At 45.4% G+C, this 23,154-nt stretch carries 16 protein-coding genes; 9 read left to right on the top strand and 7 right to left on the bottom strand.

The genetic code is table 11. The annotated features are described in order from the left end of the window. Positions 1-127: 127 nt before the first annotated feature. Positions 128-871, bottom strand: a complete 744-nt coding sequence (gene cysZ / locus ITG12_RS07175; protein WP_038877531.1) for a sulfate transporter CysZ — start codon at positions 869-871, stop codon at positions 128-130. A gap of 250 nt (positions 872-1,121) precedes the next feature. Here cysZ and zipA point away from each other — a divergent pair, with 250 nt between their 5' ends. From zipA to ITG12_RS07160, 3 genes are all read left to right on the top strand, one after another. After that, positions 1,122-2,057, top strand: coding sequence for a cell division protein ZipA (zipA, locus tag ITG12_RS07170; RefSeq protein ID WP_038877533.1), 936 nt, complete (start codon positions 1,122-1,124; stop codon positions 2,055-2,057). A 90-nt stretch (positions 2,058-2,147) separates the two neighbouring features. Beyond that, positions 2,148-4,160, top strand: coding sequence for an NAD-dependent DNA ligase LigA (gene ligA, locus ITG12_RS07165; RefSeq protein WP_248873909.1), 2,013 nt, complete (start codon positions 2,148-2,150; stop codon positions 4,158-4,160). A gap of 510 nt (positions 4,161-4,670) precedes the next feature. Further along, a complete protein-coding gene (locus ITG12_RS07160) occupies positions 4,671-6,077 on the top strand; it encodes a porin (RefSeq protein WP_038865747.1) in 1,407 nt (468 codons plus the stop codon). Between the two features lie 40 nt (positions 6,078-6,117). Here ITG12_RS07160 and ITG12_RS07155 read toward each other — a convergent pair whose 3' ends face one another. The 6 genes from ITG12_RS07155 to bcsE all read right to left on the bottom strand — a co-directional run bounded on the left by ITG12_RS07155 (position 6,118) and on the right by bcsE (position 11,860). Beyond that, positions 6,118-6,300: a hypothetical protein gene (locus tag ITG12_RS07155; RefSeq protein WP_038865745.1), complete on the bottom strand. Its 183-nt coding sequence runs from the start codon at positions 6,298-6,300 to the stop codon at positions 6,118-6,120. A gap of 634 nt (positions 6,301-6,934) precedes the next feature. Continuing rightward, on the bottom strand, positions 6,935-7,396 hold the full coding sequence (locus ITG12_RS07150) for an NfeD family protein (RefSeq protein WP_038865743.1): 462 nt from the start codon (positions 7,394-7,396) through the stop codon (positions 6,935-6,937). Between the two features lie 3 nt (positions 7,397-7,399). Next, the gene (locus ITG12_RS07145; protein ID WP_038865742.1) at positions 7,400-8,320 is read right to left on the bottom strand and encodes an SPFH domain-containing protein; all 921 of its coding nucleotides are present in this window, start codon (positions 8,318-8,320) and stop codon (positions 7,400-7,402) included. A 161-nt stretch (positions 8,321-8,481) separates the two neighbouring features. Further along, positions 8,482-10,104 (bottom strand): cellulose biosynthesis protein BcsG, encoded by a 1,623-nt coding sequence (gene bcsG / locus ITG12_RS07140; protein ID WP_248873954.1) that lies wholly within the window; start codon positions 10,102-10,104, stop codon positions 8,482-8,484. Continuing rightward, positions 10,104-10,280, bottom strand: coding sequence for a hypothetical protein (locus tag ITG12_RS07135; RefSeq protein ID WP_173652484.1), 177 nt, complete (start codon positions 10,278-10,280; stop codon positions 10,104-10,106). The genes bcsG and ITG12_RS07135 overlap by 1 nt, the downstream gene beginning before the upstream one ends. After that, on the bottom strand, positions 10,277-11,860 hold the full coding sequence (gene bcsE, locus ITG12_RS07130; protein ID WP_248873908.1) for a cellulose biosynthesis protein BcsE: 1,584 nt from the start codon (positions 11,858-11,860) through the stop codon (positions 10,277-10,279). Before bcsE ends, ITG12_RS07135 begins: the two co-directional genes overlap by 4 nt. Before the next feature lie 478 nt (positions 11,861-12,338). On the opposite strand from bcsE, the gene ITG12_RS07125 reads away from it, so the two are divergent. The 6 genes from ITG12_RS07125 to ITG12_RS07100 are packed head-to-tail and all read left to right on the top strand — an operon-like array spanning position 12,339 to position 23,085. Then, a complete protein-coding gene (locus ITG12_RS07125; RefSeq protein ID WP_038865736.1) occupies positions 12,339-12,536 on the top strand; it encodes a hypothetical protein in 198 nt (65 codons plus the stop codon). Then, positions 12,533-13,306, top strand: coding sequence for a cellulose biosynthesis protein BcsQ (bcsQ, locus tag ITG12_RS07120; RefSeq protein ID WP_248873907.1), 774 nt, complete (start codon positions 12,533-12,535; stop codon positions 13,304-13,306). Before ITG12_RS07125 ends, bcsQ begins: the two co-directional genes overlap by 4 nt. A gap of 3 nt (positions 13,307-13,309) precedes the next feature. Next, positions 13,310-15,943, top strand: a complete 2,634-nt coding sequence (bcsA, locus tag ITG12_RS07115; protein WP_248873906.1) for a UDP-forming cellulose synthase catalytic subunit — start codon at positions 13,310-13,312, stop codon at positions 15,941-15,943. Beyond that, a complete protein-coding gene (bcsB, locus tag ITG12_RS07110; protein WP_248873905.1) occupies positions 15,933-18,224 on the top strand; it encodes a cellulose biosynthesis cyclic di-GMP-binding regulatory protein BcsB in 2,292 nt (763 codons plus the stop codon). The genes bcsA and bcsB overlap by 11 nt, the downstream gene beginning before the upstream one ends. Then, positions 18,221-19,327 carry a cellulose synthase complex periplasmic endoglucanase BcsZ gene (gene bcsZ, locus ITG12_RS07105; RefSeq protein WP_248873904.1) on the top strand — a complete coding sequence of 369 codons (1,107 nt, stop codon included), beginning with the start codon at positions 18,221-18,223 and terminating at the stop codon, positions 19,325-19,327. The genes bcsB and bcsZ overlap by 4 nt, the downstream gene beginning before the upstream one ends. Further along, the gene (locus ITG12_RS07100) at positions 19,318-23,085 is read left to right on the top strand and encodes a cellulose synthase subunit BcsC-related outer membrane protein (RefSeq protein WP_248873903.1); all 3,768 of its coding nucleotides are present in this window, start codon (positions 19,318-19,320) and stop codon (positions 23,083-23,085) included. Before bcsZ ends, ITG12_RS07100 begins: the two co-directional genes overlap by 10 nt. The last annotated feature ends 69 nt before the right edge of the window (positions 23,086-23,154 follow it).

Here is a 23,154-nt window from a genome sequence, read left to right as displayed (position 1 = left end):
TAGAAGAATATGCGGTATGAAAAAAAGGGAAAAGGATTAAAAAGTTATATCTTATGAGGTTGGTCGAGAATTGAACAAAATAACAGAGGAGGCTTATTCGGCCTCCTCTGATTGATTCAAAACTGCGCTATTGCTGGTGTTTAAACTCAGCTACCCACATTGCAGTTGCACCACATACAGCAACAGGCATAACAATGAGGTTGAGAATTGGAATGGTGGTAAATACGGAAACCAAAACACCAAACCCATAAGCTTTACCTTGCTTTTGTTTCAATTTGTAACGCATGTCATTGAACGGCACTTTATGGTTATCAAATGGATAGTCGCAGTATTGGATCGCCAACATCCAGGCTGTGAAGAAGAACCATAAGAAAGGTCCAACCGTTTGACCCAGAGCAGGAATCAACAACAACAGGAATAAACCAATCGCTTTTGGCAATACATACAGCAGTTTTCGCCATTCACGAGCCATAACACGAGGTACATCTTTGACCAATGCTGCAAACCCATCGTCATTGACTTTCTGACCAGTCAGCGACTCTTCTACTTTTTCAGAAAGCAATCCGTTGAATGGTGCGGCGATAAAGTTCGCTAAGGTGCTGAAAAAATATGAAAAGGTGGCGAGAATCGTTAGGACGAGAATTGGCCACAAGAGGTAAGTCAACCAAGACAGAAACTCAGGGAGTTGCCCAATCCAGCCTTCAATCCAAGCGTCTAAGTGAGAGAAAAGATAGAAGATAGCACCACCAACTAGCAATATATTCGCCAGCAGAGGGAGAACGACAAAACGTCTGATCTCTGGAGAGAGCGCCAATTGAATTCCGTATAGGAAATAACCAAAACCGGTTCTTTGTTGAATGTTCGACTTCATATCTATTTTATTTCTTGTGAGTGAAAACTCATTGTACCTGTCGATACTTTTCTTTCAATGCCCTAACAAATGAGGTCTTGTAAAGTGGAATCGTGGCAAGAATCACAACAAAAAACGGAACTTCTTGCATTAAGTTGTTCTAAACCTGCATATAGTTTTGGTAAAGTAAACGCATCATTCAGATTTATTGCACTTGGGTTACTGCTCAAGGATGTGCGAGTAGTAAGAACAGGTAGATTGAGAGTAAATAATGCAGGAATTGCGATTCGTACTCATTGTTGTTGGCGCATTAGCCATCGCCGCATTGCTTTTTCATGGCCTATGGACAAGCAAAAAAGAAGGCAAAGCGAAGTTTGGTAACAAACCACTTGGTAAGTTGGATGTTGACCAAGAAGAAAAAGAACCTCAAGAACAAGAGCGAGATTTTGCTCCTGCTCCAGAAGATGATTTCGAGATTATCCGTAAAGATCGCAAAGAGCCAGACTTTGGGATGGAAAGCTCGTTTGACAACAAGTTCGCCTCAGACCCTCTGATTGATGATGTTCTTGATGTAAAAGAGAAAGAGCATAAAGAAGAACCTGAGATCCCTGCTTTTGTTGCAACTAAAGCGGAACAAGAGCCTGAGCCAGAAATTGTTGAGCCTGTTCAAGCGACGTTCGAAGAAGAGATTATCGAGCCAGTGTTCGAAGCACCTGAAGCTGTCGAACCAGAAATCGATGTTGCACCAGTTGTTGTAGAGCAACCTGAAGAGCCAAAACCAGAACCTGAAATGCAAGTCATTGTGTTGAACGTTCACTGCGCTGGCGATGAGCCGTTCATCGGTACTAAGTTGTTCGATAGCATGCAGCAAAATGGATTGATTTACGGTGAGATGAATATCTTCCATCGTCATGTTGATTTGTCTGGTAACGGTAAAGTGCTCTTTAGTGTCGCCAACATGATGCAACCGGGCACATTAGAACATGATGACCCTGCTGAATTCTCAACCAAAGGTATCTCGTTCTTTATGACATTACCTTGCTACGGTGAAGCAGATCAAAACTTCAACCTAATGCTGCGTATTGCACAACAAATTGCAGACGATATGGGTGGTAATGTCCTTGATGATCAACGAAACCTAATGACGCCGGACCGATTGGCATCTTATCGTCGTCAAATAGTTGAGTTTACTGCCGCTAGCGCATAATCTTAACACCAAATAAAGAGAGGGCTCCGTTAGGAGCCCTTTTTCATAGAATTCTCAACCTCATTTATTGAATACACACGGGGCTTTAATATGTCTGAACCAGTACCTCAGCGACTAGAAGAACTCAAAGAATCGTTGCATTACCACGCTGTTCGTTACTACGTGGAAGATAACCCTGAGATTCCAGATGCAGAATACGATCGTATGATGCGCGAGCTTATGGATATTGAAGCCGAACACCCAGATCTTGTTACAGTGGATTCTCCAAGCCAGCGTGTCGGTGGTCAGCCGTTATCTGAGTTCAGCCAAGTGACGCACGAAGTTCCAATGCTGTCTTTAGACAATGCTTTCGACGATGGTGAACTGGATAGTTTTCATAAGCGCGCTCAAGATCGTGTTCCTGACCAAACTATCAAGCAGTATTGCTGTGAACCTAAGTTAGATGGATTAGCTGTAAGCTTGCTGTACGAGAACGGTGTACTTGTACAAGCAGCAACGCGTGGTGATGGTGCGACAGGTGAAAATATTACTGAAAACGTACGTACTATCAGCGCAATTCCACTTAAGTTGCAAGGCAAAGGCTGGCCTGCTCGTCTTGAAGTTCGTGGCGAAGTATTCATGCCGAAAGCCGGTTTTGACAAACTTAACGAGACTGCTCGCAAAAAAGGCGAGAAAGTGTTTGTAAACCCACGCAATGCAGCTGCGGGAAGCCTGCGTCAATTAGATTCGCGCATTACTGCTTCACGCCCATTGAGCTTCTACGCGTACAGTGTTGGTGTTGTGGAAGGCGCAACGTTAGCATCAAGCCATTACGAGCGATTCCTTCAAATCAAATCTTGGGGTTTGCCAATGTGCCCTGAAACCAAGCGAGTCGATAGCTTGGAAGAAGTGAAAGCCTACTATCAAGATATTCTGACTCGTCGTGAAGCATTAGCTTATGAAATCGACGGTGTCGTAATAAAAGCTGATGACATTGCTATTCAAGAGCGATTGGGCTTTGTTGCTCGAGCACCTCGTTGGGCTATCGCATACAAATTTCCGGCTCAGGAAGAAATTACAACGTTAAACGAAGTCGAGTTCCAAGTGGGTCGTACCGGTGCGATTACTCCAGTAGCGAAGCTTGAGCCTGTCTTCGTTGGCGGTGTAACCGTCAGTAATGCAACCCTACACAATGCAGACGAAATTGAACGTTTAGAGGTAATGGTTGGCGATGAAGTTGTGATTCGTCGTGCTGGTGATGTTATCCCACAAGTTGTTTCGGTGATCAAAGATCGTCGCCCTGAAACTGCGCGAGAAATTATTTTCCCTGAAGCGTGTCCAGTATGTGGCTCTCATGTTGAACGTATTGAAGGGGAAGCGGTAACACGTTGTACTGGTGGATTAGTGTGCCAAGCACAACGTAAAGAAGCACTAAAACATTTTGTTTCTCGTAAAGCCCTTGATGTTGATGGTCTTGGCGACAAAGTGATTGAACAGCTCGTTGACCGAGAAATGGTTGAGACACCAGCAGATCTGTTTAAGTTGTCGGCCGGAGTGTTGACAGTCCTAGAGCGCATGGGCCCTAAATCGGCAACCAACGTAGTTAATGCTCTTGAGAAATCAAAATTGACAACATTACCGCGTTTCTTGTATTCGCTAGGTATTCGTGAGGTAGGGGAGGCGACGGCTGCCAACCTAGCGCAACACTTCAGGTCTCTGGATTTGATTCAGGCAGCGACAGAAGAACAGTTAATTGAAGTTCAAGATATTGGCGCTATTGTTGCCAAACACATCACGACCTTCTTTGGTGAAGAGAAAAACCAGGTTGTTGTACAGGATTTGTTGAATCAAGGTATTAATTGGCCTGAGATTGCCGCTCCGCAACAAGGTGTTGAGTTACCGTTAGAAGGTAAAGTTGTTGTATTGACGGGCACGCTTTCACAGCTGGGACGTTCTGAAGCGAAAGAAGCGCTGCAGAATCTAGGTGCAAAAGTGACGGGTAGCGTTTCAAAGAAAACCGATATTCTTTTTGCTGGAGAGAATGCTGGCTCTAAGCTAGCGAAAGCTCAAGAGTTGGGTGTTGAGGTTAAAACCGAACAAGACTTGCTCAATTTGATGAAATAACTTCCATCAAAAAAGATAAAAAATAACTAAAAGCCCTAAATGACAGTCATTTGGGGCTTTTTCTTGCCAATTAAAAAGTGACAAAATTAGCGCTATTTTCCTATTGAAATCATTTCAGTGATCAAGATCTCTCCTTTAATTTTTCCTCGTATCTAGCAGTAACTCTGCGATCAACTTCAAATTGACGTTTCCGCATTAGACATAAGTTATTGATAAATAGCATCTTTGTATCGCTCTGTAGTTTGGGTGTTAAAAATAAGATCTGGATCAACAAGTTATATGGAACTTTGGCGTTGGTCATATTTTTTTAGAAAAAAAATAAGTTCCGTTTGGATGTTTTTAGATGCGAAGTTAGTCTTAGAAGCGTGGATACACGGTGTGTATGCAGGAACTAAAAAGAACCAATTTAGAAATATTGAGGTTCACTCAGGAATTTACTTCTCTCCTTCGGCGGCCAACTTAAGGTGAGATAGAAAAATACAGCTATATCCATTTTTAGGAGTTTTTTCCATGGACAAATTTTTCAAGGTTTCAGCACTAACCGCAGCAATGTTTGGTGCAGTAGCGGTAGCTCCAGCTACGGCTTCTACTGAAAGTGCTGCTGGTGGTGAGTATGTAGAGAAAGTTAACGAGTTTATGAGCGACTCATCATTGAACGCAATGTTCGTTGTTGATACTCGTTCTCGTACACGTACTAGCGGTAAGCCTGGTGGTGAAAATGGCGATCGTTGGAGTCGTCTAAACTACTCATCTTACAATGCAATTATTGACTTCACTTCTGGCTACCATGACGGTTGGTTAGGTGCTGACGTCGCTGCTTACTACTCTGGTGACCTATACAATGATAGCTTGAAAGGCGCAGACGGCTACCTATGTAACGAAATCTCTACGTGTACTAACCTAGACTGGGGTGCAGGTGACGGTGATCAGCTTAAAGTTTACAAAGCGGCTCTGAAATTTAAGACTGGCGAAAACTTTAACGCTCGCGTCGGTATGCTACAAGCTGGTGGCAACGGTACAATCGGTAACGTTTGGAGTTTTGTACCTGGTACGTACCGTGGTTTCGAGCTAAACGCGAAACTTGGTGATTTCAACCTAAGCTACTTCGGTGCAGACCAATTCACAGCACCTTGGTTACTACATGAAGATGATTACGCGCCAGCACTATGGTCAGACACTTCATGGAGCTACCTACACTCTCTAGGCTTGAACGGTAACATCACTGACGCTCTATTCTTCCAAGTTGGTCTTGGTCAAGCGACAGGCGTTAAATACGCGAACGGTATCGATTGGGGTGCAGGTCAAGTAACTAGCTACCATGACGACACTGATAACACATCATACAAAGCTTACTTGAAGTACACAGTAAGTGACCGCACTACTCTTGCATTCGACTTCTACGGTGTTGATGATGATGTGAAATACGATGGTCTAGGTTTCCATACTGGTCTATCTCTAAACCAATCTTTCGGCAAGCTATCTTGGATGTCTGAGCTACGCTACACAGATACAGACAACCGTTCAGATTTCGTTCCACGTACTATCCATACTTACGGTATGAACAACGGTACTTGGTCACAATGGTGGGATGCACTATCTGACTGGAACAAAGCTGGTGAGCTAGCTTGGTACAACCGTCTTTCTTACAACCAAGGTAACGGTTGGAACTACTACCTAGGCTTGGGCTACGGTTCTGGTGCAGATTCTGCAGCAAGTGGCGCATCAGGTGACTGGGATTACGAGAGCGAGTACGCAGTTAACGCAACGGTTTCTTACTCTCTACAAAGTGGTTCTCTTAAAGGTACAACCGTTCGTCTACACGGTACTATCCTAGAGCGTGACGAGTTTGCTGGTGCAGCAGACGCGGACGAGACAGATCTACGTCTACAAGTTCTTATCCCATACAGCTTCCACTAATATTCAGAAGCTAAGAAAAAGGAGCCATTCGGCTCCTTTTTTATTTCACTTTTTTTCCGTCATACATTTTGCAATAGAGTGGCGGCAGCATGTGTACGTTGCCATTAGGCAGTTCACATTTTATTTCTGGTGCTAATGTTCTACCACCTGAAGCTCCATTTGCTAACGAAGTCAAAGGCATTAATGCTGCAATCGCGATTAACAATCCAGTTACCAGTTTCATATTATTTACCTTGTAATCTAGAACGTATTTTGCTTTTTAAATTCAATTTAATTACTTGGAATAGGTCTACAAACTAAAAGTAATTAGAGCAGAGAGTTTTACTCGTTTTCATGCCCTGATTTTAGTTGTCCCATGATCCACCTTGAAAGCGGCACATCTCGCTAGGAATATGGGAAATATCTCCACTTGGTAGAGTACACTCGACAATAGGCCCCAGGTTGGTGGTGCCTCCATTCCCGTTGTTATAGGCGAATGAAGAAAACGCAAATATGCTGCACGCTAAAAATAAAAAAAACTTCTTCATAGTACTTCCTCTTACTTACCTTAAAAAAATATAAGCACTTAATAGACATGCTTATGCGTTAAGTATGTATAGAGACCTAGAAAGATCAAAATTAAATTCAACAAGGTTTTATTTTTTAAAATAAATTTAGATTTTGAAAAAGTAATTATATTTCGCTATGTGTTTGAATTATTAAAATTGAAAATTTAAAAATAGGTAGAAAAGAGAGGATATTGATAATATTTCTATCACTTAATTCACATAATTAATTTAAATAAGTGGATGAAATAAAAGAGGTAGTGGGATTAGGAATAGAATAGGGCGCATAGCACCCTATTATTTTGACAAACATCATCGAGAAATAGGTTTTATCTTAAGAATTATGCCATCAACAGCAATAATTTCGACTCGAGTTCCTGCTGGTAAATCGTGTTCTGACTCAGCAGACCAAGTAGTATCTGCCACTCGTAAGCGGTTCATCCCCACCGTGAAGTCTTCATCTAACGTCACGATACTGCCGACTAATTGCTTCTGTTTTTGGTTAAGATCGCGCGCACTGTCGCTCTTGCGATCTTTCGACCATTGTTTTCGCCACCATAGCCAAGTTGTCACCAAGCTGAATGCCGCAAAGGCTAACCACTGCATTTGCCAGCCGATTGGTAGCACAGATAAAATCGCACCTACGATCAATGCAGAGATGCCAAGCCATAGGAAGTAGCCTGCTGTGCCGAGTAACTCAACAGCTAACAATGCGAGGCCGAAAGCAATCCAATGCCAGAAAGTGATGCCTTCTAATAAACTAAATAAGTCCATAGGCTAGCCTTTGTCTTTGCTTTGTTGGAACATTTCAGCAATACCAGCAACAGAGCCCATTAAACCAGTTGCTTCGATTGGTAGCATGATGATTTTCCCATTTTCTGCTTGGCCAATACTCTTCAATGCGTCGGTATAGCCTTGAGCAATAAAGTAGTTCACTGCTTGAACGTCACCTTTAGCGATGGCTTCTGACACCATGTAAGTCGCTTTTGCTTCCGCTTGCGCCGCACGTTCGCGGGCTTCTGCGTGTAAGATCGCAGACTGCTTTTCACCTTCCGCTTTTAAGATCTCTGATTGTTTTTGACCTTCTGCTCGTAAGATTTCTGCTTGGCGCACACCTTCAGCTTCTAAGATCTCTGCACGTTTATTACGTTCTGCTTTCATCTGAGCATTCATTGCAGCAGTCAGATCTGCTGGTGGCTGAACGTCTTTGATTTCTATACGAGTAACTTTCACTCCCCATGGGTTTGTTGCTTGGTCAACAATAGAGAGAAGTTTGGTGTTGATCATGTCACGCTGGCTGAGCATTTCGTCCAGCTCCATTGAACCAAGTACGGTACGGATGTTGGTTAATGTGAGGTTACGAATAGCATGTTCTAGATCGTTAACTTCATAAGCCGCTTTGGCTGCGTCGATAACTTGAACAAAGCCGACTGCGTCGATGACGACATTCGCATTATCTTTAGAAATAACCTCTTGAGCTGGAATGTCGAGAACGCGTTCCATCATATTGATCTTCTGACCAATTCTATCAATAAACGGAATAATTAAGTTCAGGCCCGGTTTAAGTGTGTGGGTATAGCGTCCAAAGCGTTCAACTGTCCAGTTGTTCCCTTGAGGTACAGTCTTAATCGCAGAGGCAAGAATAATAACGGCTAGAGCAACGAAAATACCGATGGTGATCAATGAGTCAATTGGCATGTGCTATTCCCTTAAGTGCATAATGTTTAATCCATTCTTACTTATTTATGCGTATTAAACAATCGTAGAAATGAGAGCTTGGATAGATAACAGGCAGAATAAAGGCCGGAATACACCAGCCTTTATTGTTGCTAAAAATTCATGCCGTTAACATGTGAATGCTATTTAGTTGGGTATTCAATCCAACTGGTACCATCTAGTGAGACGTAGTACTTACCATTTACCTCAATTACGGTTGAGCCAGAGTTTTGAGCGACCACACGGGTTTCTGGTAAGTTGCCAGCCAATTCGCTCGGGTTGAATGATTCCTTGTCATAAATGTTTTGTTCAAGAATATTCGATACCAATTGTGATAGGGCTAAGTAGCTTGAAGGCGCTTTAACGTGCTTCGTATTGCCTTGGCGTTGAATTCCTTCACCGAAGACTTTAATCCCAACCGGTGTGTGAACGATGGTCGGCGCTGGAATTTCACGCATACCAGAGATCTGCATTCTATCACCTCGCATACCGGCGCCATGTTCTGGCACTAATGCAACAACAATATTACGGTTGGAGGCTTTTAGCTCTTGGAAGAACGAGTAAAGATCATCAAGAAGATTCTTTAGGCGTTTCTTGTAACTCACCATAGACGTTGTCGAATTGGCATTGATGATGCGGTTACCATCATGCAATGAAATGGTGTTATACAACGCAACCACTTTCTCATCATCACTTTTGATTCGTTGTTGCCACCAATCATCAAGCACCTGTTTATCACGGAAGATAGAGGAGCCATCGAACGACTTTTGGTAAGGCTTGAACCCTTCTTGAGACATCAGGTTCGTTTTTAGATCGCCATCTTTTTTGATCAGTTCTAAGAAGCTATCGAACACACCATTGTGGTTCATCAACAGATTTTCTTTGAAGCCGAGATCTTTCAGGTTATCGAACAAGTAACATTGCTTTGGAGCAGGCTCGAACAGTTTACTGTGTTCTTGCTGGCCACAACTTGCTCTCAGCAGCCTTACAACGGCTGGTCCGCTGTAGGATGTTGCCGCGCTGAAGTTATCAAACATGACATCAAATTCTTTGAACAACGGGTGATCGGCCAAACCAGCAATCTCGATGTCATCCCAAGCGACGGAACAGATACTCAAGAACAGCAAATCAAACGGAGCATCTTGTGCACTATCAGGGCTGAACGAGACACGTCGTGACGCTTCTTTCGCAAAAAAATCTGCTGTCATACTGTTTAGCGACTCATCGTTGATTTCTGTGACTTGAGGTTGTGCCGTTTCCGCCACTTCCGTAGTTGCTGGTGGCGCAGGTTGAGTTGTCTCAACGGTGACTGAATTCTGTGGCGTTTTTGGAATGCTGATGTAAATCATCGCGATGACAACGAATACAGAAACACGTAAAAACTTACTCAGAATGAAATACGCTGCGCACAAAGCAAACAACCCAAGCAATGCTTGAACAGAGATGAAGCGTCCCATGAGTTCGACAAGATAGCTAAACTCAAACTGCATCAACTGCCCCGCCTGAGCCCATAATCGCTCTAGCGGAGGTAAGAAAGAGTCATAATGCAGTAGCCATGCAGCGATGATCACTGCGATAACATGTCGCAGGACATTCAATGCTTTGATTGGCACTGGTAACAGAATAAAGAGCAAGAGCGCAAAGTTTTCTAGCGGATGGAAATCGATGGTCCCTTGGAGGGAAAGGGCAACTTTGGCAATAAAATAAATGTTCCACCAACCCAATCCAATTGTGAACTGAGCAGGCTGTTTAGAGTGTGAAGTCATCACTTAAGCTTCTTGTTTTTGTTTACAGAAAGATCTTGCTCAAAGTACTGAGCGCGTTTTAAGTATCTATCGTAGAATCGCTTTATCGCGCTTACTGCATCACGCAGAAAGTAGCCTAGGATTAATCCGATGCAAAGGCTAATGCCTACGGTGAGCATAAAGTCATCAATGTTCATTCCTGCTCCTTAATGTTGATGGCTTTCTTTACTGCGAACAAAGCAGGTACCTCGCTCATCGGCTTTTTCGTTACCGCGAAAATCTGCTTCTCAGTGGTCAAGCTTGATACCTCTTCAGAGATGCTGACTTCATCCTCTAGGATGTATTTTAGTTCAGCTTCGATGTCATAATGGGTATCGAAGGTGCGCGTTGAGTGAAACAGATCTCGAGGTGGAAACTCGAAAATATTATTAAGAGCAACATCGATGTCGTTATGACGAATAGCACTGAACAAAACATAAAGTGCTTTGTTACACGCGGTGACGACATCACCATCTCGTCGGATGTGGCACAAACGAAGACATTCTTCAGGGCTCATTCCCGGCAGCAAATTCAACTTAATCAGAGCAAAGTTGACGTTAGAACGGCTCGAACTGGCGATCACATCCGTACAGTATTGACTGAAGTCTCTGTTATGCAGGTAACCTTTGCTGCCAAATTTAACGTCGTACTTTAGTAAGGCCTCTAAGCTTTGAGGTAACGCACGCGTCAGCATTTGTCCTTGTATGGCCTCTACCTGAGTCATAAAGCGCATCTGAGGCACCTGCACCGGTGAAATCAGGTTTACGCCAGCACGAAGCAGAAACTTTTCATCCGCATATCGTAAACATTGTTGTGTTTCTCTTATCACGAGCTTGAGTTGTCTGCCCGCTTTCGTGCGCAGTCGGTAGCAATCCAATGCCAACTGTTGTACTTCGCTCTGGCTTGAGCAGTTGAAAACAATGGTTGATGCTCTTGGGCTGTCTAACATCTCTAATAACTGTTGGTTATTTTCTGCTAGGTGCATTCCTTTCGGAACTTTTGTGCTATCACCTAAGGCTTCTTTCGTAATGTAAAGTCGTTCGCTATCGGCTTTGTCTTCTGTAACGTCGTTCGTTTGCAACTTCTCATAAGGTGTCGCGAGCAAGTGGCCGTCATCATCAAAAGATAGGATGTATTCTTCTTCTGATTTCACCCCATGCTTGTTGGACCAAAAGTCGACAAAGTAACTGTATCGTGTTTCATCTAGTGCGCTCATCGTCGCGAGACCGGCGAGGTATTGATTATTCGTCAACAACTTAGGCTTAAGTATCGATGTCGCCAAATGACCATAGATACATATATTGATCAAGAGCGATTTTTTATGAGCGAATTCATTAATTGTTTTTAGGAATATACCTACATCCTTGTCGCTGCAGTGAGATAAAATCGAGTCGGGAATAAACAAAATATAGTTAGAGTTCTTAATAATATTTATTTTGTGAATGTCTTTGGCGAGAATAATTGGGTTTAACTTCTTTTTATGGTTTTTATTACTGACAAAGTAGACCTTATCAAGATAACTATCAGATAAGTCATTGAATTTTTGTGATGCTTTGCGATTTAGGCCGGATAGGAAGGTTTCTTTATTGGTGAAACTTGTAAGCGAAGTGTTGTGACTTTGGTCTGATGCACTGGTTAAGAATTCAATTGTCATGTGTTTGTGAGAAAATAAATTGACGTATACCGATTTACTTTCTCGATCACTGGTAATTGCGGACAGACCGTTTATTAATGACATTAAAATAGCCTTTTAATCATATAGTTACGTTCAATCTTGGTTGTCTTTATCGTTGTGCTGTATGTAAAACGTTACAAAAAAAAATGCCAATGTGACAATAAAATGACGCGAAGATATTAAACGAAATTGATCAAAAATAAAATTAGATATAGCATTATCTGCCTTGATGTTTATAAGTTTAAAATTAGGCATTTTCAAATCAATACATTTAAAGTTCGCCTATAGTTTTATCTTATATGTCGTAAACGGATAATTACAACTCATCTTCATAACCTCAGTTTCTGAAGCCTAACATCGTATAGGAATTTAATAATCATGTGATCAATGACTTAGGTTGTTCACATTTTTTCTCATTCTATAAATATGTGATGCACGGGTTAGGTGCGTCAAATTTTCATCATCGTATTTGATAAAAATTTAAGCAAGATAGGAATGTCTTAGCGCTTTATCAGATACGTGGATAACGTGGAAAGATGTCGTGACAGAGCCAGCAAAAGACATTAATTCGATCTACTCTTCATATGACTTAACTCAGCATCAATATGTTGAGACGACAGAAAACGAGTCGTATCTCAATGTGAAAAGTAAATGGTTGGTTTTTCAATCTCAATCGACCAAAGACAGTGGCGTTGGGATCAAAAACAAACAAGCAGGTATTGAAACGGAAGCGATATGAAGCGCCTTCTTTTTGTTAGCCTGAGAGGCGGATGTGGATCAACCACGGTAACCGCAAACTTGGCTCAAGCTTTAGTCAAAATTAACAAGCAGGTTCTTGCTATCGACGCAGTGCCTGAGAATCTGTTACGCCTTCATCTTGGCCTTCCTTATGAAGAGCAAGACGGTTGGGCAGCTCGTGTGTTGTCTGGCGATGCTTGGGTAGAGGCCGGGTATCAAAGCCCACAAGGTGCTCTGTTGTTGCCATTTGGCGAATTGGATACCGACCAAAAGGGTCAGTTCGCTCAATCTTATCAATACTTTCAAGCGCTTGGTCGCTCAACGTTGCAAGTCACAGATGCAGAGCAATGGCAGTTGTTCCATGGTGATATGTCTTACCTCATGACTCCAGAAATGAACGCGTTTGTTGAGTCGATGGACATGGTGTTTGTGGTTATTAACGCTGACGCAATGAACTACGCAGCGTTACAAACGGCGCTTAGCCACTCGCCTCAACTCAGCAACCTGCTTGACTCTGGTAAGCTGCGTTACATTCTCAATCAATATCAGCCTGAGACTGAGATTGGTCGAGATTTCATGCTGGTGTTTAAGAAGGAACTGCAAGCGTCGTTAGTGCCTGTTCTTATGCACCGTGATACGGCATTGGCTGAATGCGCAGCCAACTTGACGACCGTTCAGCATTACTCTCCGACGAGCCAAGCTGCGAAAGATTACCAATCTTTGGCATTTTGGTGCGTTTCAACGCTTGCCGCTGCAACTTCTCAGGGCTAGTGCATGCGTAGCCTTAACCTTATCTTCCAAAGCTGGATAGTCGACCAATTTCAGTCGCACAAGCAGGCGTATGAGCAAGCTTGGGAGTGCAAAACCAATTGGTTGGGCAACATTGTGCTTTCTGTTTGGTTTTCATTGAGCTTTGTTTTCCTAAAACCAGTGGTTGCTGGTGTTCCCTCTTGGAAACTGCCGCTGATCTATTTCCCACAAGTTAACTACGCCGCTCCTCGCTTATTCGACCCGATTCGATTTGTTATCCAGAGCGTTTGGTTACTGTGTTTTAAGCAAAGTGTGGCGTCCGCTTGGTCTCATCAAGCCAGTAGTGTCGTGATGCATCTTGCTGAGAAAATCCGCAATGCTTTCTACTTGCCGTTTGAGCTGGTGGCGAAAAGTGTTCGTTGGTTAGAACAAACGGCCAACCAAGTTAAAGATCCTGAAGTTCGTGAACGCATGAAAGCCAGCAAGTCTGCGATGGTATTGAACTATGCATTGCTGTTCCTCGTGGCGTTGCTCGCGTTGCTCTGTTTTACCGTGCCATTCGGCTATCAGGCACAGACTGTATTTGTGCTTTTATTGTGGGCACTTGCCATGATGGTGCGACGCATGTCGGGGCGCTTTCCGACCATGTTGCTCATCATTCTTTCGGTGACAGCATCTTGCCGTTATCTCTGGTGGCGTTACTCATCAACCTTAAACTGGGACGATCCTATTGCACTGATCTTAGGGGGTATTTTGCTTTTGGCAGAAACCTATTCTTGGATCGTGTTGATGCTGGGTTACTTCCAGAATATATGGCCGCTTAACCGAAAGCCGGTTTCGATGCCACAAGATCAATCGACTTGGCCAACCATCGACTTGATGATTCCGACTTACAACGAAGATCTCGATGTGGTTAAAGCGACGGTGTACGCCTCAATGGGTGTGGACTGGCCAAAAGACAAATTAAAAATTCACATTCTCGATGATGGTAAACGAGACAGCTTCCGTGACTTCGCAAAGAGCGTAGGGGTTAACTACATTCGCAGGCCAACTAACGAGCACGCCAAAGCCGGTAACATCAACTATGCGTTAAAGCAGACGGATGGTGAGTTTGTGGCGATCTTCGACTGTGACCACATTCCAACTCGAGCATTCTTCCAGCTCACGATGGGGATGTTCCTTAAAGATCCGAAGCTGGCGTTGATTCAAACTCCGCACCACTTCTTCTCTCCAGATCCGTTTGAACGTAACTTATCGAACTTCCGCAATGTGCCTAACGAAGGCAACTTGTTTTATGGGTTGATTCAAGATGGTAACGATTTATGGGACGCGACGTTTTTCTGTGGATCGTGCGCCATTTTGCGCCGTGAACCGCTTGAAGAAGTGGGTGGTATTGCAGTTGAAACCGTAACGGAAGACGCACATACGTCACTGCGCATGCACCGATTGGGCTATCGCTCTGCTTACCTTAAGCAGCCGATATCAGCGGGTTTAGCGACAGAAACCTTATCGGCACACGTAGGGCAACGTATTCGCTGGGCGAGGGGCATGGCGCAGATCTTCAGGGTCGACAACCCGCTCACCGGTAAAGGGCTGAAGTTGTCGCAGCGGCTTTGTTACGTCAATGCCATGCTGCATTTCTTATCCGGTATACCGCGTATTGTGTTTTTGATTGCACCTCTGGCGTTTTTACTGCTGCACTCTTACGTCATTTACGCACCAGCATTGGCGATCATCCTGTACGTTTTGCCGCATATGATCCACGCCAGTATGACCAACTCACGCATGCAGGGTGACTATCGTTACTCCTTCTGGGGAGAAGTGTATGAAACCGTGCTTGCTTGGTACATCGCAAGACCAACCACCGTCGCTTTGTTTGCGCCTCATAAAGGGACATTCAATGTAACGGCGAAAGGGGGCTTAGTTGAAAAATCGCATTACGACTGGGTGATCTCTCGACCGTATTTGGTGCTCGTGGCACTGAATATTCTTGGTTTTGCCGTGGGCCTGTATCGAATGGGGTGGGGGCCCCAGGATGAGGTCGGCACTGTCATCGTGAACTTAGTATGGACGATGTACAACTTGCTGATCTTAGGTGCAGCGGTCGCGGTTGCGGTAGAAGCGAAACAGGTACGAAAAGATCACCGCGTAGAGGTGGCAATTCCTGTTGCGGTGAGATTGCATTCTGGGCATTTGATTCAAGCTCAGATGAAAGACTTTTCATTGGGGGGCGTCCGCATAGAAATCGATGGCGTTGACGAACAAACTTGCCAGTACTTACTCGGTCAGTCACTCGAAGTGATTCTGAATCGTGGTGGACAAGAATTCGTGTTCCCGATGACGGTTGCCTATGCTCATAAAGGCATGTTCGGTATGCAACTCAATGAATTGTCGCATCAACAACAAATCCAATACGTCCAATGTACATTTGCGCGAGCAGATACATGGGCGAAATGGCAACAAGGCTATCAAGCAGATAAGCCACTATCGAGTATGCAAGCCGTTCTACAAGTCGGCTTTAATGGATACAAGCGCTTGCTACAACACTGCCCGAAATTTGTCGTGGTCAGTGTGGATGCACTTTTATTTTGTATCGAATTTATTTGGTCACTTCGACCTCGCTATGTCCCAATCAGGACCACAAGTCATGCTAAATAATAAAAAACTAACAGCGTTGACGACGGCAATCACTCTGATGTGTATGTCGGGCAGTCTCGCGGCACAAGAAGTAAAACAGCAATTGTCGGAACCCCAAGCTCAGCAACAAGGCGCGGAAAATGCCACCGTCTTTAAGCGAGTTGTTCCATTTACTCAATTGGGCTACAGCGGCTCAATTGCGATTCAGGGCAGTGAAGCGAACGCTTATGTTGGCTTTGGCTCTCGCCTTGATGAGGTGGTTTCAAAAGCCACGTTGTACTTTGATATTACGCCTTCGCCAGCGTTACTTGCCTTGGTTTCACACGTCAAAGTGTATTTGAACAACGAGTTGATGGGCGTGGCGTCTATCGTTGATGGCCAGCAGGGTAAAAAGCTCAGTCTTTCTATGCCGCTGGATACGCGTTACTTCAGTAACTACAACCAAATTCGTTTTGAGCTGATTGGCAATACTCAAAAAGACTGTGCCAACCCGAATGATTCCAGTATTTGGGCCGAGATCAGCCAAAGCAGCCGCATCGAAATGTTTGTGCAAAAAACGCAGCTAGAAAGCGATTTGAGCTTATTGCCAGCGCCTTTCTTTGATGTTCGTGATTTTAGCCAACTTAATCTGCCTGTCGTGATGGGCGATAAATATGACTTAGACGAAGTGAAAGCCGCTGGTGTTTTGAGTTCCTACTTTGGCTCTTTAGCGGCTTGGCGCGGTGCGCAGTTCCCTCTGAGTTTCGACACTTTGCCAGAGCGCAACGCCGTGGTGTTTATCACCAACGACAACAAACCTGAATTCCTAAAAGACTTCCCAGATACGGATGGCCCGCGTGTACAGGTGATTACCCACCCAACCGACCCATACGCGAAGTTATTGCTGGTGATTGGTCGTGACAGTGCTGACCTAAACACCGCAGTACGTGGCTTGGCATTGGGTAACCAGATTCTTACCGGCCCCATTGCCAAGATCAACGAGGTGAAGCAAATCAAACCTCGCGTGCCTTACGATGCGCCAAACTGGGTGAGCACAGATCGCCCGGTTGCGTTGTCTGAATTGGTTGAACAAAAGAGCATGCTGCAAGTGGAAGGTCGCACACCACCACCTATCAGCGTGAGCTTACGTTTGCCGCCAGATCTGTTTACTTGGCAGAGTCGTGGTATTCCAATGGATCTGAACTACCGTTACTCACCGCCTACGGAAGACCATTCTGGATCCCGTCTGACGTTGAGCATTAACGACCAGTTCATCGAAGCCTTTAACCTGACCACTGCGGGTCAGGGTGGCGACTCTAACCGCGTTCGTGTCCCATTGTTGGATGACAGCATTCTGAGCAGCGACGACCGTGTTCGTATTCCGGCATTCAAAGTGGGCAGCAAAAACCAGATCGATTTTGAATTTGGCTTTGCCTCTGTCACAGATGGTCAGTGTCAGGTCACTCAACCAAGCAAACAATATGCCGTGGTTGATGGCGACTCTACGCTCGACTTTAGCGGCTTCCCGCATTACATCGAAATGCCAAACATGCGCGCGTTTGCAACATCTGGCTTCCCGTACACACGTATGGCGGATCTGTCTGAAACCGCTGTTGTAGTAGCCAAAAATGCACCAAAGGAAGCACTGCAAACCTTCCTGAATGTCATGGGCTCTTTAGGCAGCGATTCTGGCTACCCAGGCATCCAAGTCTTGTTGACCGATAAGTGGGATGCACAAGCGCTAAAAGACAAAGATATCTTGAGCATAGGAGTGGTGCGTTCATTAGAAGAAGCGGCGAACGACCCAGAGCAAGTGAATCTGGTGGTTGAAGCGGGCGAGCGTCAAATTCGTCTACCAAGTAAAAATGAACAGCAGCTTGGCATGAACTGGATGAACCCAAGCGACGCTAACCAAGTGCCAGCTGACTACGTTTCAGTGGAAGCAGGCGGCTCCTTTGCTGCGATTTATGGTATGGAATCACCTTACACAAATAATCGCAGTTTAGTGTCTATTATGGCTGCTCACCCTGCCGATTTTGCTACGGTTGATGAAGCTCTCGCAGATTCGGGCAAAGTGGAGCATATGTTTGGCTCTGTGGTGACGCTAAGAAAAGATGAAGTCGCGAGCTATAACGTTGGTTCTCACTACTTTGTGGGTGAATTGCCAGTGTGGCAATTAGTGTGGTTCCACTTCTCAAATCATCCAATCATCGTGGCATGCTTCGCTGCGTTATTGATGGTGATCGTGACTATTGTGCTTTGGCGTGTTCTGCGTCAGGTTGCTGCAAAACGTCTAGAGAAGACTGAGGAGGAAGAGGAATGAAAAAGTTGATTGCACTTATCATGCTACTGACTTCTCCTCAACTGTGGGCAAACACGTGTGACTGGCCACAATGGGACACATTCAAGTCGGTTTATATCGAACAAGGTCGAGTCGTGGATGGCAGCGATGAACGCATGATCACCACATCGGAAGGCCAGTCCTATGCGTTGTTTTTTGCTTTGGTTGCCAATGATCAAAAAGCGTTTGCCGAAGTATTAAACTGGACTCAAGTGCATTTAGCTGGTGGTGACCTTACGGCAAGATTGCCAGCTTGGTTATGGGGCCGAAAAGCGAACGGCAGTTTTGGTGTGTTAGATACCAATGCAGCATCGGATTCCGACCTTTGGATTGCTTACGCTTTAGTTGAAGCGGGTCGACTGTGGGATAACTATTACTACCAATCGCTTGGTCATCTGCTTGCTAGTCGTATTCTACGAGAAGAGGCTGTAACCATTGACGGTGTGGGCACCGTGTTACTGCCTGCACCAACAGGATTTGAGTTTGGTGATCGCTACCGTGTGAACCCGAGCTATGTGCCGTTACAGCTGATTGCCCGAATGGAAGCTCTGTATCCGCAGTATTCATGGGATGTCATGTATAAAGCAAGCGCGCAAATGCTAACGCAAACCATGCCAAAAGGTTTCAGCCCTGATTGGGCAACGCTCAGCCAAGGCCAGTACAGTGCCGATTCGGTGACTGGGCCAATTGGCAGTTACAACGCCATTCGTACCTACTTATGGACGGGTATGCTTGATGACCAAGTCGCAGAAAAAGCTCAGCTGATTCAGCAAATGCAGCCCTTTGTCGCAGCGACTGAAGCGCTCGGTGCACCACCACGAGAAGTGAATACAGAAACGGGTGAGTACACTCAAGTTGGCAGTGCAGGATTTTCTGCCGCTGCTTTGCCTTTGTTGGCGGCATCTGGTGAGTCTGAGCTGCTCAAAGCACAAGCAAGCCGAGCGCAACAAGAGCTTATCTCGGACAGAAACGACCACTACTACGACAATGTTTTGAGTTTGTTTGGCCTAGGCTGGCATCAGGCGCGCTACCGCTTTGGCAAACAAGGTGAACTGTTGCCTGCATGGAGCGAGCAATGCCAATAGCAAGACGTGCTTCGTGGTTGATCTCGCTGGCCATGATGGCGAGCGGGATTGCTCCTGTTTACGCACAAAGCTTTAGTTCAAACCCGCTTAGCAAAGCGCAGTTAGCCGCAGTATATCAACCAGTTGAAACGGTTCAGTTCTCGACATCTCTTGCTCGGGTAAATTCGGTGGAGTGGCTAGTTGAACAACTGAAACTGGCGGATGCAATAGGACGCGACGACATTGTTGAAAGTACGTTAGAGCGTTTGTTTGCCATTGAGGAAGGCAACCCGATTGGCTTGTATTATCAAGCCAATATGTACTTAAAGCGTAAGCAACCTGAGCTGGCGAAGCAGACGTTTCAACGTTTAACTACACAATCGCCAAATTCTCCACAAGCCAAAGACTTGGCTGCCATCATGTCTCTTCAAGGAGATAACAAAGGCGATTACCAACGAGCTAAGCTGCTGGCTAAATCTGGCCGTTACGAAGAAGCCATCCAAGCGTATAAAGTCATTTTCCCCAACGGCATGCCTTCTGCTGCATTGCAGTTAGAGTTTCTTCAGCTGCAAAGCAATCTTGATGGAAGTTGGCAGGTGGTAAAACAAGGTTTAGAGCGCTTAAATGCAGATTACCCGGGTGTGCCTCAGTTTCAACTCGCATTGGCGAATCATATCCGCAAAGAGAACCCAGCTGACCCATGGATTTTGGATACCTACAAAAAGCTCGCTTTAGCGCCAGTCATTGGCAGCAGTGCGGCGACATCTTGGTTGCGTGCTCTCGATCAACTGCCTATCTCAGAACAAGTGGTTCAACAATACGCGATTCTTGCGAGTTACTATCCATCAGATCTTGAGATTCAACGCGCCAACCAAGGCGCGAAGAAGCGCTGGGAAACCGAGCAAGATCTACGTAAGGACCCAACCTATCTTGCCAAATTGAAAGGTCTCAAACTGCTGGATGAAGACAAAACCTTGCAAGCTGAGAAGCAGTTGCGTTATGCGATGACGACGCGTCCGAACGACCCAGAAATATTGGGTGGTATGGGCAAGGTCTATCTGCGTAAAGGTCAGCAACAAAAGGCGCTTGAGTATTTTGAACGTGCACAGCAGTTAGATAAAGACCCGGATAGTGCCTCGAAATGGGCCACTCTGATTGAAACCTCGCAATATTGGGCTTATTTGGATCAAGGTGATGCACTGGCTGAGAAAGGGCAGTTTAAACAAGCTGAAAGCCTTTACCGTAAAGCCATTCAGTCTGATAAAACACAGCCTTATGCTTTTACCTCTTTAGGGGCGCTTTACTTAGCACAAAAGAACTATGCCGCGGCAGATAAAGCTTATATCCAAGCACTAAAACTTGAAGCGCTGAACGGATCTGCCTTACGTGGACGACTCGATGTTCGTATTGAGCAGCAGGACTGGGCGGGCGCGGCTTCGCTTGCACAGCGCTTTTCTCCAGCGCAAAAACAGGTGGTGTCTGAGAAAATCAATGGCATTCAATCTGAGATCATTCTGGCGAGATTGCGCATTGCGATAGCGAAAGATGACCAAGCAGGTATGCAATCTGCAGTGGAAGATCTGATTGAGCTGAAGCCAATATCGCCGTGGTTGAGGCTAGATATTGCCGATGTGGTTCGCTCTATGGGGGATAAACGTCGTGCCGACAAACTGATGTCTGAATGGGCGACGAACAGCACTGATCCGGAAATGAAGTTCGCGTATGCCTTGTATCTCGCTCAAGATTTTAAAGTCGATGCGGCGATTTCTGAGTTAGAGAGTGTGCCGAAGCGCGAGGTTACCCCAGCCATGGAGCGTAACCTCACACGCTTAAAGCTCAATGCCGATTTACAAGATTTATCCTCGCGTTATCAGGCCTCACCGAAGACGGTTACTACCATGTTGACGTCGCTTGAGTCGCAATATGCTGGGCAAGTTCAACCTCTAGCGAGGCTTGTAAGTGCTTGGGTAGAGATTGAAAAGGTCAATGAAGCGCAGCGTATTTATCAAAGTATTCGCCCCTCAAGCAAATGGTCTACCGACGAAAAACTCGCTTACGGCAGTATGATGGTGAGCCTGAATCAGTTTGACGATTTCGACCAATGGTACGAAGGCTTGGCGTTGAGTAAAGACCAGCAAGCAGTCAGTGCCTCTGAAGCGCTGCAATTTGATGAACTCAAAACACGTCGTACTTTAGCGCAAGCGGATTTGTTACTCGCGAATCAACGACCAGAGCAAGCAATGGCTTTATATGAACGTATCTCATCAAAACCTGAACCATTCAAGACGCAAGCTCAGGTGGGGTTGCTGCAAGCTAGCGCACAGAGTGGGGATGAGGCAACCTATCACGACTTGCATCTGATCTTGAATAAGAAGCGTGACACGCTGAATGCTGCTCAGCTGATGACGGTTGCTTCGGTATTCAATCAACTTGGTTACCGCAATGATGCGAACACCCTGAACCGCTTGCTCGATGATACACAGGGCGCTGACGCTCTGGCGTATCGCAACAGCATGTCTATTGCGATGGACAATCAGCAATGGACGTTAGCGGAAGAGCGCGGACGTCAGGCACTGAATAGTGATCGAATTGAAAAAAGTGCAAAACCAGATGAAGCAAGTCTAGAGACGCTTACGTTGCGTGAGTTGTATGACACAGCCGATGACTACTGGCTAACGCGAAATGTTAAGTCGGACATCGATACGCTCCATGACCGCAGTGATGGTCATGTACTTATTGGTTGGGATTACAGTGCGCGTGATGGGCGTAACTCATCTAACCAAGTGCCAATCGAAGCGCGTATTCCGATTGAGTCACTCGATGGGCATCTGCTGCTGAGAGCGGATTACGTATCTATCGATTCGGGCGAGCTAGATTACTACGAGAAGGAACCTGAAAAATTCCCAACTACAACAACGGTTCAAAATGATGCATCGGGTATGGCGCTTGGTGTGGGTTGGCAAGCCAAAGATTGGCAAGTGGATATCGGCACTACACCGATTGGTTTTGACCATACTACTTGGGTAGGCGGGGTCAGTGTGGATGGTGATCTCGGGGACTTCGGATGGACAGCAGAAGCGTCTCGCCGACCTGAAACCAGCAGCACACTTTCTTATGCTGGAATGACAGTACCGAGTGGAACCAGTGATCCTCAAGGCAAAAAATGGGGTGGTGTAGTTCGAACTGGCGTTAAGCTCAATTCGAGCTGGGATATAGGTGGCCCTTACGGTTTTTGGAGCAGCCTGCAATACCATGCACTGACGGGTGAAAACGTTGAAGACAATACTCGTCTCGGTGTGCTTGGTGGGGCTTACTACAAACTGATCGCAACGGATGATCAGCGCCTGAGCATTGGCACCAACTTGATGTATCTCGACTATGACAAAAACTTGGGTGAATACACTCTTGGGCATGGTGGCTACTACAGTCCGCAAAGCTATTTCTCTGTGTCATTGCCAGTCAACTATTACGGTCGGTACGGCAGCACATGGTCGTATCAATTGAGTGCTTCCATTTCTAACTCATGGACAGAAGAAGATGCGCCTTATTTATCTTCTGGTGATAGTTCTGAGCGCGGTGGCGGCTTTGGTGCATCGCTGCAAGCAGCCGTTGAGAAGCGAGTGAGTAAACGTTGGTATATCGGTGCGCTGGTGGATCTACAGCGTTCAGAGTTTTATACGCCAAACCATTTCATGCTGTACGGAAAATACACCTTCAATGACCGCTGGCAGCCGATTGAATACCCACCTGCGGTACCTACGCTGTACAGTGATTTTTAGTACCAAACTCTCTCGTGACGGGTGTTTTAGGAATGGTAGAAACAACAAAGGCCGGAGTTTTCCGGCCTT

The organism is Vibrio sp. ED002, from assembly GCF_023277445.1.
Lineage (GTDB): Bacteria > Pseudomonadota > Gammaproteobacteria > Enterobacterales > Vibrionaceae > Vibrio > Vibrio jasicida.
Note: the sequence above shows the minus strand (reverse complement) of the source record. Positions and strands in the feature narration are given on the sequence as shown.

What these genes read in the sequence shown, in the direction of transcription:
- cysZ (WP_038877531.1), bottom strand. Translation starts at nt 871, where the DNA reads ATGAAGTCGAACATTCAACAAAGAACCGGTTTTGGTTATTTCCTATAC.
- zipA (WP_038877533.1), top strand. Translation starts at nt 1,122, where the DNA reads ATGCAGGAATTGCGATTCGTACTCATTGTTGTTGGCGCATTAGCCATC.
- ligA (WP_248873909.1), top strand. Translation starts at nt 2,148, where the DNA reads ATGTCTGAACCAGTACCTCAGCGACTAGAAGAACTCAAAGAATCGTTG.
- ITG12_RS07160 (WP_038865747.1), top strand. Translation starts at nt 4,671, where the DNA reads ATGGACAAATTTTTCAAGGTTTCAGCACTAACCGCAGCAATGTTTGGT.
- ITG12_RS07155 (WP_038865745.1), bottom strand. Translation starts at nt 6,300, where the DNA reads ATGAAACTGGTAACTGGATTGTTAATCGCGATTGCAGCATTAATGCCT.
- ITG12_RS07150 (WP_038865743.1), bottom strand. Translation starts at nt 7,396, where the DNA reads ATGGACTTATTTAGTTTATTAGAAGGCATCACTTTCTGGCATTGGATT.
- ITG12_RS07145 (WP_038865742.1), bottom strand. Translation starts at nt 8,320, where the DNA reads ATGCCAATTGACTCATTGATCACCATCGGTATTTTCGTTGCTCTAGCC.
- bcsG (WP_248873954.1), bottom strand. Translation starts at nt 10,104, where the DNA reads ATGACTTCACACTCTAAACAGCCTGCTCAGTTCACAATTGGATTGGGT.
- ITG12_RS07135 (WP_173652484.1), bottom strand. Translation starts at nt 10,280, where the DNA reads ATGAACATTGATGACTTTATGCTCACCGTAGGCATTAGCCTTTGCATC.
- bcsE (WP_248873908.1), bottom strand. Translation starts at nt 11,860, where the DNA reads ATGTCATTAATAAACGGTCTGTCCGCAATTACCAGTGATCGAGAAAGT.
- bcsQ (WP_248873907.1), top strand. Translation starts at nt 12,533, where the DNA reads ATGAAGCGCCTTCTTTTTGTTAGCCTGAGAGGCGGATGTGGATCAACC.
- bcsA (WP_248873906.1), top strand. Translation starts at nt 13,310, where the DNA reads ATGCGTAGCCTTAACCTTATCTTCCAAAGCTGGATAGTCGACCAATTT.
- bcsB (WP_248873905.1), top strand. Translation starts at nt 15,933, where the DNA reads ATGCTAAATAATAAAAAACTAACAGCGTTGACGACGGCAATCACTCTG.
- bcsZ (WP_248873904.1), top strand. Translation starts at nt 18,221, where the DNA reads ATGAAAAAGTTGATTGCACTTATCATGCTACTGACTTCTCCTCAACTG.
- ITG12_RS07100 (WP_248873903.1), top strand. Translation starts at nt 19,318, where the DNA reads ATGCCAATAGCAAGACGTGCTTCGTGGTTGATCTCGCTGGCCATGATG.